Genomic DNA, 12,519 nt, shown 5'->3' with positions numbered 1-12,519 from the left:
GCGACATGTTCGCTCCGGTTCTTCGGCGGGGTCGGTCGCTGGTGTGCCCGAGGGGTCGCCCCGTTCTTCCCGTATGGCTGCTGTCGGCGTCGCGTGGACCGTGACCCGCCGGCTGCTGGAGTCCGCGGGTACCCGGCGCCCTGGAACGGCGCCGGGTTCCTGCGGACTTCAGCGCTCCGTCCTGACGACGGTGAAGACCGCACCCTCCGGATCGGCGACCGTGGCCAGCCGCCCGGTCTCGCCCTGGCGCGGCGGCTGGAGCACATGCCCGCCCAGCTCGGTCACCCGGCGCACGGCCGCGTCGACGTCCGCCACCTCGAAGTACGTCATCCAGTGCGCGCCCCTGTCGCGCGGCAGCGCCTGACCGACCCCGTGCAGCGAGGCCACGGCCCGCCCCTCCAGATACAGCGTCAGATAGTCGAAGTCGGCCGAGACGACCGCCTCCGTCTCGTAACCGAACACCGCCTGGTAGAACTTGCCGACCGACCCGGTCTCCCTGGTCACCAGCTCGTTCCACACCGGCGTTCCGGGGACGCCCGCCTCCGTGGTGCCGAGGTGGGCCGCCGCCTGCCAGATGCCGAAGACCGCGCCGTCGGGGTCCGACCCTATGGCCAGCCGCCCCGCCTCTCCCGCGTCGAGCGGTCCCACTCCGACGGTCCCGCCGCAGTGCCTGACGGTCTCCGCGGTCGCGTCGACGTCGTCGGACGCCAGGTACGTCGTCCAGGCGATCGGCAGATGCCGGTCGGGCGGCATCTGCCCGATCCCCGCGACCTCGCGGCCGCCCAGCAGCGCACGCACATAAGGTCCCAGCTGCTCGGGCCCCGGCTGGAACTCCCAGCCGAACAAGTCCCCGTAGAACTCCTGGGTCTCTGACAGGCCGTGCACCATCAGACTCACCCAGCAGGGGGTTCCGGGCCTGCGCCGCGAGGCTGCCTCGGTCATCTTCGCTCTCTCCTCGGACCATCGGTGGTGGCCGTGCGGGGGCCGGTGTGCCGCCCCCCGCCCAGATGCTTCCACCACCTGCCGCGCGCCGCGCCCCGGCCGCGCCGCATTTTGCACGTTCCAGCAGGAGGATGCCTGTTTTAGTACTCCTCGTCCTTTTCTACGGCGTTACGTACGGGCCGGACTCTGGGCGAGGATGGCAGTCATGACACCCATCATTACCGCAACCGATCTCGCGAGCGAGTCGGCCGGACCGCGTCCGCCGGTGCTCCTCGACATCCGCTGGCAGCTCGGCGGCCCGAACCTCCGCCCCGATTACGAGGCCGGTCACCTGCCCGGCGCGGTCTTCGTGGACCTGGACACCGAGCTGGCAGGAGCGCCCGGCGCCGGTGGCCGCCATCCGCTGCCCGACCCGGCGGAGCTGGGCGCGGTACTGCGCCGGGCCGGCGTCTCGAGGGACGCCCCGGTCGTCGTGTACGACGGCGGCCAGGGCTGGGCCGCCGCGCGCGCCTGGTGGCTGCTGCGCTGGACGGGCCACCCGGACGTCCGGGTGCTGGACGGAGGTCTCGCTGCCTGGGACGGGCCGCGCTCCACGCAGACGCCCGCACCCGCACCGGGCGACTTCGTACCCGCTCCGGGAGCGCTGCCGCTCATCGACGCGGACGGCGCCGCCGAAGTGGCCCGCAAGGGGGTGCTGCTGGACGCCCGCGCCGCCGAGCGCTACCGGGGCGACGTGGAGCCCATCGACCGGGTCGGCGGGCACATCCCCGGCGCGGTGTCGGCCCCGACGTCGGAGAACACCGGAGCCGACGGGCGCTTCCTCGCCGCCGCCGAACTGACCGCCCGGTTCGCCGGGTTGGGGGTCACGGACGAGGCCGCGGAGGTCGGCGTCTACTGCGGGTCGGGCGTCTCGGGGGCGCATGAGGTGCTGGCCCTGGAGATCGCCGGAGTCCGGGCCGCGCTGTACGCGGGTTCCTGGTCGCAGTGGTCGTCGGACGAGTCCCGCCCGGTCGCCACCGGCCCCACGCCGTAGAGCTGCGGCACGACCGCACAGCCGGGGCCCGTACGCAGTGCGTACGGGCCCCGGCTGTCTGCCTGCTCCGGTGGTCCGGCTACTCCTGCTTCTTGCGGCGGGTGCCGAAGACGATCTCGTCCCAGCTCGGCACTGCTGCCCGCCGGCCCGGGCGGACGCCGTCCGCCTCGGCCTGCCGGTCCGTCGTCCCGGTCAGCCGGTCGCGGTGACCCGCCACCGCGCGCGGCATCAGCACGTCCGCGTACGCCGAACCGGCCCCGGCCGACGCCCCGGCCGACGCCGCGGGCGGCTCCTCGGACTCCGGCTCCTGCGCGGGCTCGGTCGGCGGGAGTTCGGGCGGCGGTGCGGGACGCTCGGGTACGACCATGTCGCCCCGGAAGCTCGGTACGGCCTCCAGCAGGCTGGTCAGCGAGTCCCGCTCACCGCTGCTGGTGCTCTCTTCCGGCTCGGGAGGGGCGGGCACCGGTGCGGTGGGCCGCTCCATCTGCCGGTCAAGGGCGCGGTCGAGCGGCCGGTCGCGGGGCAGCCTGGCGATCCTCGGTACGAACGGGAAGCTCGGCTCCGGCGCCACCAGCGAGTCGTCGGACTCGCCGATCAGCGACCGCGCCTCGTCGTCCATCGCCTGTACCAGGCGGCGCGGCGGGTCGTAGCTCCAGCTCGCCGAGTGCGTCTCGGTGGCGACCCGGTAGACCAGCAGGACCTCCCAGGTCCCGTCGTCGCGGCGCCAGGAGTCCCAGAGCACGGTGTCCCGCTCGGCGCCGCGCAGCAGCAGCCGCTCGTTCACGGCCTCGCCGAGCTGCGGTCCTGTGCCGGTGTTCTCACCGGCGCGCCGTACAGGTGTTTTGCGGGCCCGCTCGGCCATGAACGCGCGCTCCGCGAGCACGGGGCCCTCGAAGCGGCGCACCCGGTCGACCGGGATCCCGGCCATCTGGGCGACCTCTTCGGCGGAGGCACCGGCCCTTATGCGCGCCTGGATGTCGCGGGGACGGAGGTGGCTCTCCACCTCGATCTCGATCTGGCCGAGGCGGGCGCGGTCATTACGGACCGCCGCACGCAGCCGTTCATCGATCGGAAGCGTGTACTCCGTACTGTCCGCAGCTTTGAGCACCAGTCGTGTGCCGTCATTCGAGACGGCCACGACACGCAGTTCGGGCATGGGAACCTCCCGGGTGGTGCCTGCCGACGTCACGTGCGTCGCTGCTTCCGCTAGTCGAGTGTGGCCTGCCCGGGTACAGCACGCCACAACCTTGCCGAGTTATCCGGCGTGTCGGGCCTCAGCCCTGGAACGCCGTTATGGCACGGTTACCTGTTTGCAACGCAGAGCGACTGTTGGTCACTCTGTGCAGCAAGCGCCCGTGCGGTGCCTTGGCGTCGCCGCTTCGAGTGCCGCCGTAGGCCCCTCCCGTTGGTCCGGACACCCCTGAGGGAGGCCGGGCCCAGGGCTCGCAACAGTACTCCATTCGGGCCAAGCGGGTGGACGGCTCGCCGCTGAACTTCCGGGCGTCCGGCGGAGCTGGAGTCTCGAATTTGCCGTCAGCGTATGCCCTTCGGTGTTGTGCTTCACACAATCCTCTGAAACGGAACTATCCACTTCGCTCAAATGTCCCTTTCTGGTGCAGGGTGTAATCAGATGGGCAAACAGGGGCTGGTGATGGAACAGAAGCCGGACAGCGGTACGGAGACCGGAAGCGTGAAGAGGAGGCAGCTCGAGCTGAGCGTCCCGCAGGTCGCGGGAAGTGCCTTCGCCGCCGTGGTGGCGGCCGTGCTGGCCTCGACGCTGGGGGTGTACGGAACGATCATCGGTGCCGGTGTGGTGAGTGTGATCGCCACCTGTGGCGGCACGGTCTTCCAGCATCTCTTCCGCCGCACCGGGGAGCAGATCCGTGAAGTGACGGTCCAGGTGAAACCCAGGGTCCTCAAGGTCCCGGTGCGGCAGGTGCCCGGGGCCGCGGAGCCGGGGGAGGCGCCACCGACGATCGTGGGCTCCTGGCCCGGGCAGTCCGACGCGGACAGGACCGAGTGGACCGTGCGGGTCCCGGGTGACCGGGAGCCGGACGCCACGAGGCTGCTGACCCCGGTCGCAGGCGAAGAGTTCACCGAGGCCACGACCCACGGGACACGCGTGCGGGGCTGGAAACGCTCCTCCCTCGCCGCCCTCGTCGTGTTCGTCGTGGCGATGGGCGGGATCACGGGCTTCGAGCTGCTCTCGGGGCACGGCCTCAGCGGCGGCACGGGGACGACCGTGGGATCGGCGGTGCAGGGCGGCGGTACGCAGTCCCACCACCACTCGCCCGCGCCGGCCGGATCGACCGACCCGCAGCAGAGCCAGGACCCGCTCCAGCACGACCAGCGGCAGGGCCAGAGCCCGGATCCGTCGCCGAGCACCGGCTCGGACTCCGCCGGATCCGGTCACTCGAAGCCCGATCCCGGCAAGAGCGGTACATCGGCCGATCCGACGCCCAGTCCCTCGCAGCCTTCGACGGGTGACGGCGCGGGCACTCCGACCCCGGAACCCTCCGGCCCGGCCGGAGACGGCTCCGGCTCCACCGCGGGTCATGACGGCGTCGACCGGCAGGACACCGCACCGGACGCGACCGGCTCGGCCGGATAGCACTCCCGCCGGGTGCCGGCCCCGGGGGAGCGTGCTCCCCCGGGGCGGCGGTCAGTCGCCCAGGACCCGGCGCAGATAGTCGTTGCCGAACAGCCGCTGCGGGTCGAGCCGGTCGCGTACCGCCGTGAACTCGCCGAAGCGCGGGTACACCTCCGACAGATATGCCGCGTCGCGGGTGTGCAGCTTGCCCCAGTGCGGCCGGCCGCCGTGTGCGGTCATGATCCGTTCCACCGCGGTGAAGTAGGCCCGGTGCGGTGTGCCCCGGTACAGATGCACCGCGATGTATGCGCTCTCCCGGCCCGAGGCCGTGGAGAGCGCGATGTCGTCGGCGGGCGCCGTGCGGACCTCGACGGGAAAGCTCACCCGCAGCGGTGAGCGCTCCACCATCGCCCGGACCTCGCGCAGCGCCTCCACCAAGGCCTCCCGGGGCAGGGCGTACTCCATCTCCACGAAGCGCACCCGGCGCGGACTTGTGAAGACCTTGTACGGGATGTCCGTGTAGGTGCGGGCGGACAGCGCCCGGCTGGAGAGCTTCGCGATCGCGGGAATCGTCGCGGGGACGGCCCGGCCGAGCGAACACGCCGCCTGGAAGACGCCGTTGGAGAGCAGCTCGTCCTCGATCCAGCCGGACACACGGCCGGGCGGGGCGGGCGGGCCCGCGCTGCGGTTGTTCCGCTTCGTATTGCAGTTGCCGGTGTGCGGGAACCAGTAGAACTCGAAGTGCTCGTTCTCGGCGGCCAGTTGGCCGAAGTCGGCGGTCACCCGGTCGAAGGGCATCGGCTCCTCGCGCGCCGTCAGCAGGAAGACCGGCTCCACCGCGAAGGTGATCGCCGTGACGACGCCCAGCGCGCCGAGGCCGATCCGGGCGGCCGCGAAGACGTCGGGGTGTTCCGTCGCCGAGCAGGTGAGCACCGAGCCGTCGGCCGTCACCAGCTCCAGTGCCCGGATCTGCGCGGATATCGAGGCGGACTCACGGCCGGTGCCATGGGTGCCGGTGCTGGTGGCGCCCGCCACCGTCTGGTCCATGATGTCGCCCATGTTCGTGAGGGTGAGCCCCTCACGGGCCAGCGCCTGGTTCAGCCGCTTCAGCGGGGTTCCGGCCTCGACGGTCACCGTGCCGGCCGTGCGGTCGATCCGCCGGATGCCGGTGAGGAGACCGGGGCGTATCAGCAGCCCGTCGGTCGCCGCCGCCGCGGTGAAGGAGTGGCCGGTGCCGACGGCCTTCACCTTCAGGCCCTCGTCCGCCGCCCGCCGGACGGCGTCGGCCAGTTCGGCGGTGGACGCCGGGGTCACCTCACGCGCCGGGCGCGCGGTGACGTTCCCCGCCCAGTTACGCCAGGGCCCCGTCGCCCGTACCGCCGTCGCCGTCCGTGCCGCAGCCGGTGTCCTTGGTGTACCGCTCATCCGCCCCGCTCCCGTCTAGTGGCACCGGCACATTGAGCCGGCGGTACCCGGGCAACGCCACCACGGCCGCGAGCGCTCCCGCCACGAGCGGCACCAGATACCCCTGGCGTGCCCCGCCCGCGTCGACCACCCAGCCGGCGGCCGACGAGCCGAGCGCCACCCCGACAGCGAGCCCGGTACTCGTCCAGGTCATGCCCTCGGTCAGCCTGCTGCGCGGTACGTGCTGCTCGACGAGGGCCATCGTGGTCACCATCGTCGGTGCGACGAAGAGCCCCGCGACAAAGAGCGCCCCGGCCAGAAACGGCAGGTTCCCGGCCAGTTGGAGGGGGATCATACTCAGCGCCATCGCGCACACCCCCACCAGCCACCTGCGCGAAGCGGCCCCGCGCAGATGCAGCAGCCCGAAGACCGCCCCGGCCAGACAGGATCCGAGGGCGTACACCGCGAGGACCAGACTGGCCAGCGCCTTGTGTCCGCGCTCGTCGGCGAACGCGACCGTCACCACGTCGATCGACCCGAAGATCGCGCCCGTCGCCACGAACGTCAGCACCAGCAGCCGCAGCCCGGGGGAGCCCAGCGCCGAGCCGCCAGGGCCGTGCGTGTGCGGATGCGGGGCCGGTTCGGTGGCGCGCTGCGCCGTCAGCCAGCACACCCCCACCACGAGGAAGCCGCCCGCCATCAGCGGCCCCGCTTCCGGGAACCAGGCGGTGGAGAGCCCGATGGAGAGGATCGGACCGAAGATGAAGCACACCTCGTCGACGATCGACTCCCAGGAGTACGCCGCGTGCAGCTTGCGCGGATCGCCCCGGTGGATGGCCGCCCAGCGGGCCCGGACCATCGAGCCGACGCTCGGCACACAGCCCGCGCCGGCCGCGAAGACGAAGAGCGTCCAGTCCGGAAGCCGCTGCTGCGCACAGACCAGCAGTCCCGCGACGGCGACGGCGGAGACGACGGTCGCCCGGCGCAGCACCCGCCGCTGCCCGTGCCGGTCGACGAGCCGGGAGATCTGCGGGCCGATCGCGGCCGCGGACAGCGCGAGCGTCGCCGAGAGCGCGCCGGCCAGTCCGTACCGCCCGGTGAGCTGCGAGATCATGGTCACCACACCGATGCCCAGCATGGACAGCGGCATCCGGCCGAGGAGTCCGGCCGCCGAGAACCCCTTGGTGCCGGGGGCGGCGAAGATCGCACGGTAAGGACTGGTCAAGAAGGGCTCCGGTAAGGCGTACTGATGGTGTGCGCAGCTTACGGCCGAAGATCCGCGCAGAGCACCCCGGGGCAGCTCCGACCAGGCGTTCCGTGGGGGGTCCCGGCGGCTGTCGGACCCGGGTGGCAGGATCTGAGGCATGTCCGATCAGCGCGATCCAGCTCCCTACGACGCCCTCCTGCTGCTCTCCTTCGGCGGCCCCGAGGGCCCGGACGACGTGGTCCCGTTCCTGGAGAACGTGACCCGCGGCCGCGGCATCCCGAAGGAACGGCTCAAGGAGGTGGGTCAGCACTACTTCCTCTTCGACGGGGTCAGCCCCATCAACGGCCAGAACCGCGCCCTCCTCGACGCGCTCCGCAAGGACTTCGCCGGGCACGGCCTCGACCTCCCGGTCTACTGGGGCAACCGCAACTGGGCGCCGTATCTGACGGACACCCTGCGCGAGATGACCGCCGACGGGCACCGCCGTATCGCGGTCCTGGCCACCAGCGCGTACGCCTCGTACTCGGGCTGCCGGCAGTACCGCGAGGACCTCGCGGGCGCCCTGGCCACGCTGGAGGCGGAGGGCCTAGAACTGCCGCGCGTCGACAAGCTCCGGCACTACTTCAACCACCCGGGCTTCGTCGGCCCCATGGCCGACGGCGTACTGAAGTCCCTGGCGGAGCTGGACGACACGGTCCGGTCCGGCGCCCACCTGGCGTTCACCACCCACTCCATCCCGACGGCCGCCGCCGACAGCTCGGGGCCCGACGGCGGGGCGTACGTCGCGGAGCACCTGGACGTGGCACGGGTCATCGTCGAGAAGGTCCGCGCGGAGACGGGTGTCGCACACCCCTGGCAGCTCGTCTACCAGTCGCGCAGCGGCTCCCCGCAGACGCCGTGGCTGGAACCCGACATCTGCGACCACCTCACGGAGCTGCACGGGGCGGGGGTGCCCGCGGTCGTCATGGTGCCCATCGGCTTTGTTTCGGACCACATGGAGGTCCTGTACGACCTGGACACCGAGGCGGTCGCGAAGGCGGCCGAACTGGGCCTGCCCGTCGTACGGTCGGCGACCGTCGGCGCCGACCCGCGCTTCGCCGCGGCGGTCCGGGACCTGCTGCTCGAACGGGCGGCGGCCGAGCAGGGCCGCCCGGTGGAGCGCTGCGCGCTCGGCGCGCTGGGCCCCTCGCACGACGTCTGCCCGGTCGGCTGCTGCCCGGCCCGTACGGCCAAGCCGGCGGCCGCGGGCGCCGACAGCCCGTACGCGTAGAGCCGACAGCCCGTCCACGTGCCGCAGCGCCCGTACACGCGATCCGAGGGAGAACCGTGACCGACCCGCTCTACACCGAACTGCTCGAACTGGCCCTGGAGGCCGCCCGGCGCGCCGGGGCGCTGCTGCGTGACGGACGCCCCGCCGACCTGGGGGTGGCGGCCACCAAGTCCAGCCCCATCGACGTCGTCACCGAGATGGACATCGCGGCCGAGAAGCTGATCACGGGCTACCTGACCGACTTCCGCCCCGACGACGGCTTCCTGGGCGAGGAGGGCGCGAGCGCGGAGGGCAGCAGCGGCGTCCGCTGGGTCATCGACCCGCTGGACGGCACCGTGAACTACCTCTACGGACTGCCCACTTGGTCCGTCTCCATCGCCGCCGAGCAGGACGGCGAGACGGTCGCCGGGGTGGTGGCGGCGCCGATGCGCGGCGAGACCTTCCACGCGGTGCGCGGCGGCGGCGCCCACCTCGGTGAAGCGCGGCTGCGGTGCAGGCCCGCGCCCCCGCTCGACCAGGCGCTGGTGTCGACCGGCTTCAACTACGTGGCGACGGTGCGCACGCATCAGGCCGCCGTGGCCCAGCGGCTCATCCCGCAGCTGCGCGACATCCGGCGCGGCGGCTCGGCGGCGATCGACCTGTGCGATGTGGCCGCGGGCCGGCTCGACGGGTACTACGAGCGGGGACTGCACCCGTGGGACCGGGCGGCCGGTGACCTGATCGCCCGTGAGGCGGGCGCACTGACCGGCGGACGCCCGGGGGAGCGCCCCACGGACGATCTGACGGTCGCCGCGTCGCCCGGCGTCTTCGAGCCGCTCCAGGCGCTGCTGGAGGAGTACGGCGCCTGGCACGACTGAGCGCGTACGGGGCCCGGCGCCGCACCCACCAGGCGCCGTACGGGTCCGGACATACGAAACCCCCGGCACCGCAGAACGGTGCCGGGGGCTTCGTGGGTGAACCGTGCGGGTCAGACGCCCGCCGTGCGGATGTCCGCGCCGGACTCGGCGGCCAGGGCCGGCCCGACGGCCACGCCGTGCTCGGCCGCGAGGCGGTGAAGATCGTCCAGCTCGCCCTGCTCGACCTCCGCCAGGAAGTCGTCGCCGGACTCGCGGGCACGCGTCAGGTCGGTCTGGGTGGCCTTTATCCGCTGCAGCAGACCTGCGGTGAATGCGTCCATGGTGCGCCCCCTCGTCGTGGGTCGGTGGCACGGGGGTGTGCCGAGGGTCATCAACTGATCACGCGTCCCCGGTGGTGGCGGAGCGAGGTGTGGTGCGCCCCGTACAGGGCGTGATCGGCGGGTGTGCAGTCGTCCTCCCCTTGCTCCGCCTCGAAGAAACCTCAACCGCACCGGGAATCCCTGAATTCCCCGCCGTCCGTTACCGGGCACTGCCTTACAGCCGGTTTATGGCCGTACGGGGCAGGATGGAAGCACACACCCCAGGCCAGACCCTGCCCGGACACGGGCTGTAACGGAAGGACAAGCGCCGTGCGCGTACTCGTCGTCGAGGACGAGCAGCTGCTCGCCGATGCGGTGGCCACCGGACTTCGCCGGGAGGCCATGGCCGTCGACGTCGTGTACGACGGCGCCGCGGCCCTGGAGCGGATCGGGGTCAACGACTACGACGTCGTGGTCCTCGACCGGGACCTGCCGGTCATCCACGGTGATGACGTCTGCCGCAAGATCGTCGAACTCGGCATGCCCACCCGGGTCCTGATGCTGACGGCTTCGGGCGATGTCAGCGACCGCGTGGAGGGGCTGGAGCTCGGCGCGGACGACTATCTGCCCAAGCCCTTCGCCTTCACCGAGCTGACCGCCCGGGTCCGGGCCCTCGGGCGCCGTACGACGGTCGCCCTGCCGCCCGTCCTGGAGCGGGCCGGCATCAAGCTGGACCCCAACCGCCGCGAGGTCTTCCGGGAGGGCCACGAGATCCAGCTGGCCCCCAAGGAGTTCGCCGTGCTCGAAGTGCTGATGCGCAGCGAGGGCGCTGTCGTCTCGGCGGAGCAGCTCCTGGAGAAGGCTTGGGACGAGAACACCGATCCGTTCACCAACGTCGTACGGGTGACCGTCATGACGCTGCGCCGGAAACTAGGTGAGCCCCCGGTCATCGTGACCGTCCCGGGCTCGGGCTACCGGATCTGAGGAGCCCTGTGTCCAACAGCCCGGCGGCGCCGGCGGCACCGCCCAAACCGACCTGGGACCCGAAGAGCTCGGAGTCCCTCTCCCCGCTGCTGCGGCCGACCATCCGGATACGTCTGACACTGCTCTACGGCGGGATGTTCCTGATCGCCGGCATCCTGCTGCTGACGATCATCTACATGCTGGCGGCGCAGGCGCTCAACGTCGGCGGCCAGCTGCCTTTCAAGATCGTCACCGGTTCGGTCACCAGCCAGGTGTGCAACCTGCCCAAGGGGGGCTCGGCCGACCAGTTCAACGAGGCGATGAACTCCTGCGTCAACCACCAGCGCCAGCAAGCACTCGACGACCTGCTGACCCGCTCGCTGTACGCCCTGGTGGGCCTCAGCATCATCGCCTTCGCCTTCGGCTACGCGGTCGCCGGACGGGTGCTGTCGCCGCTGGGCAGGATGACCCGCACGGCCCGCCGCGTGGCAGGCACGGACCTGACCCGGCGGATCGAGCTGGACGGCCCCGACGACGAGCTCAAGGAGCTCGCCGACACCTTCGACGAGATGCTCGACCGGCTGGAGCGCGCCTTCACCGCGCAGCAGCGGTTCGTCGCCAACGCGTCGCACGAACTGCGCACACCGCTGGCGATCAACCGCACGCTGCTGGAGGTGCACCTCTCCGACCCTGGCGCGCCCGTCGAACTCACCCAGCTCGGCAAGACGCTGCTGGCCACCAACGAACGCAGCGAGCAGCTGGTCGAGGGGCTGCTGCTGCTGGCCCGCAGCGACAACCAGATCGTCGAGCGGAAGCCGGTCGACCTGGCCGAGGTGGCCACCAGGGCCATCGACCAGACGCTGGCGGAGGCCACGGAGAAGGGGGTGGAGATCCGCGGGGAGCAGTCGCCCGCGGTCGTGCAGGGCAACGGCATCCTGCTGGAGCGGATCGCCCTCAACCTCGTCCAGAACGCGGTGCGGTACAACATCGCGGAGGACGGCTGGGTGGCGGTCACCACCGAACTGCAGCCCGGCCAGGCGCTGCTGGTGGTTTCGAACACGGGCCCCGTGGTTCCCGCTTACGAGATCGACAACCTCTTCGAGCCGTTCAGGCGCCTGCGCACCGAGCGGACCGGCAGCGACAAGGGTGTCGGACTCGGTCTGTCCATCGCGCGTTCCGTCGCCCGCGCCCACGGAGGCCGTATCATCGCGGAGCCCCGCGAGGGTGGCGGCCTGGTGATGCGTGTCACGTTGCCTGTCTGAGCCGGTCGGCGGGGGTAGGCCGGATGTTCGCTTTGCGCGGAATTTTCGGGACGCGTTCCCGTAAGACAGATGTGCGATCGGTCACAGGGTCGATTTTCCGTCTACCTACTCTCCGTTATCCGCAAATCCCCGAAAACCCGGGAAAACCCTGGGTTTCCAGGGGGTGCGATCACGGGAAGTACACGGGGTGGCGCCCGTAAAGCGCCACCCCGGGACCGTGTACGGTCCCGATCGCCATCCAAATCGATCTCTCCCCGGGGATCCGGTTGGGTGTCGATTGAGTAACAGACCTTGATGTGAGGCAAAATCTCCGCCTCGGGTCGGGCACAAGTCCGGCCTCTCACGCGTTACGTGCGCTGGAGACACCGCAAATACCCAGAGGGGGAGAGCGCGACATGGCTACGGATTACGACACTCCACGCAAGACCGACGACGACAGCGACCAGGACAGTCTGGAAGAGCTCAAGGCACGTCGGAACGACAAGTCGACAGCCGCTGTCGACGTCGACGAGTTCGAGCAGGCCGAGGGCCTGGAACTGCCCGGCGCCGACCTGTCCAACGAAGAGCTGTCGGTCCGGGTGCTGCCCCGCCAGGCCGACGAGTTCACCTGCATGAGCTGCTTCCTGGTGCACCACCGCAGTCAGCTGGCGCGCGAGAAGAACGGCCAGCCCATCTGCCGCGACTGCGACTGA

At 71.4% G+C, this 12,519-nt stretch carries 12 protein-coding genes; 7 read left to right on the top strand and 5 right to left on the bottom strand.

The window, feature by feature from the left end; translation table 11 throughout:
- Positions 1-168: 168 nt before the first annotated feature.
- On the bottom strand, positions 169-942 hold the full coding sequence (locus OG510_RS08560) for a VOC family protein (protein WP_406136171.1): 774 nt from the start codon (positions 940-942) through the stop codon (positions 169-171).
- Between the two features lie 205 nt (positions 943-1,147).
- Between OG510_RS08560 and OG510_RS08555 the strand changes: the two genes are divergently transcribed.
- Complete coding sequence (locus tag OG510_RS08555) at positions 1,148-1,975, top strand: sulfurtransferase (RefSeq protein ID WP_406136170.1); 828 nt, start codon at positions 1,148-1,150, stop codon at positions 1,973-1,975.
- A gap of 79 nt (positions 1,976-2,054) precedes the next feature.
- On the opposite strand, the gene sepH is transcribed toward OG510_RS08555, so the two are convergent.
- On the bottom strand, positions 2,055-3,131 hold the full coding sequence (sepH, locus tag OG510_RS08550) for a septation protein SepH (protein ID WP_406136169.1): 1,077 nt from the start codon (positions 3,129-3,131) through the stop codon (positions 2,055-2,057).
- A gap of 474 nt (positions 3,132-3,605) precedes the next feature.
- On the opposite strand from sepH, the gene OG510_RS08545 reads away from it, so the two are divergent.
- Positions 3,606-4,586, top strand: coding sequence for a hypothetical protein (locus OG510_RS08545; RefSeq protein WP_406136168.1), 981 nt, complete (start codon positions 3,606-3,608; stop codon positions 4,584-4,586).
- Positions 4,587-4,637: 51 nt separating this feature from the next.
- Here the strand turns inward: OG510_RS08545 and OG510_RS08540 are convergent, their stop codons facing one another.
- Both OG510_RS08540 and OG510_RS08535 read right to left on the bottom strand, forming a co-directional pair.
- Positions 4,638-5,990: a D-arabinono-1,4-lactone oxidase gene (locus OG510_RS08540; RefSeq protein WP_406136167.1), complete on the bottom strand. Its 1,353-nt coding sequence runs from the start codon at positions 5,988-5,990 to the stop codon at positions 4,638-4,640.
- Positions 5,917-7,194 carry an MFS transporter gene (locus OG510_RS08535; protein WP_406136166.1) on the bottom strand — a complete coding sequence of 426 codons (1,278 nt, stop codon included), beginning with the start codon at positions 7,192-7,194 and terminating at the stop codon, positions 5,917-5,919. Before OG510_RS08535 ends, OG510_RS08540 begins: the two co-directional genes overlap by 74 nt.
- A gap of 139 nt (positions 7,195-7,333) precedes the next feature.
- Between OG510_RS08535 and OG510_RS08530 the strand changes: the two genes are divergently transcribed.
- On the top strand, positions 7,334-8,446 hold the full coding sequence (locus OG510_RS08530; RefSeq protein WP_406136165.1) for a ferrochelatase: 1,113 nt from the start codon (positions 7,334-7,336) through the stop codon (positions 8,444-8,446).
- Between the two features lie 56 nt (positions 8,447-8,502).
- The gene (locus OG510_RS08525) at positions 8,503-9,303 is read left to right on the top strand and encodes an inositol monophosphatase family protein (protein WP_406136164.1); all 801 of its coding nucleotides are present in this window, start codon (positions 8,503-8,505) and stop codon (positions 9,301-9,303) included.
- A 110-nt stretch (positions 9,304-9,413) separates the two neighbouring features.
- On the opposite strand, the gene OG510_RS08520 is transcribed toward OG510_RS08525, so the two are convergent.
- Positions 9,414-9,623, bottom strand: coding sequence for a hypothetical protein (locus tag OG510_RS08520; RefSeq protein WP_406136163.1), 210 nt, complete (start codon positions 9,621-9,623; stop codon positions 9,414-9,416).
- A 309-nt stretch (positions 9,624-9,932) separates the two neighbouring features.
- Between OG510_RS08520 and OG510_RS08515 the strand changes: the two genes are divergently transcribed.
- The 3 genes from OG510_RS08515 to OG510_RS08505 all read left to right on the top strand — a co-directional run bounded on the left by OG510_RS08515 (position 9,933) and on the right by OG510_RS08505 (position 12,519).
- Positions 9,933-10,586, top strand: coding sequence for a response regulator transcription factor (locus tag OG510_RS08515; RefSeq protein WP_164260115.1), 654 nt, complete (start codon positions 9,933-9,935; stop codon positions 10,584-10,586).
- Positions 10,587-10,594: 8 nt separating this feature from the next.
- Positions 10,595-11,827: a sensor histidine kinase gene (locus OG510_RS08510; RefSeq protein ID WP_406136162.1), complete on the top strand. Its 1,233-nt coding sequence runs from the start codon at positions 10,595-10,597 to the stop codon at positions 11,825-11,827.
- Positions 11,828-12,222: 395 nt separating this feature from the next.
- On the top strand, positions 12,223-12,519 hold the full coding sequence (locus OG510_RS08505; protein WP_164260119.1) for a DUF4193 domain-containing protein: 297 nt from the start codon (positions 12,223-12,225) through the stop codon (positions 12,517-12,519).

The organism is Streptomyces sp. NBC_01089, from assembly GCF_045162975.1.
GTDB lineage: Bacteria > Actinomycetota > Actinomycetes > Streptomycetales > Streptomycetaceae > Streptomyces.
This window is presented reverse-complemented; position numbering and strand designations above follow the sequence as displayed.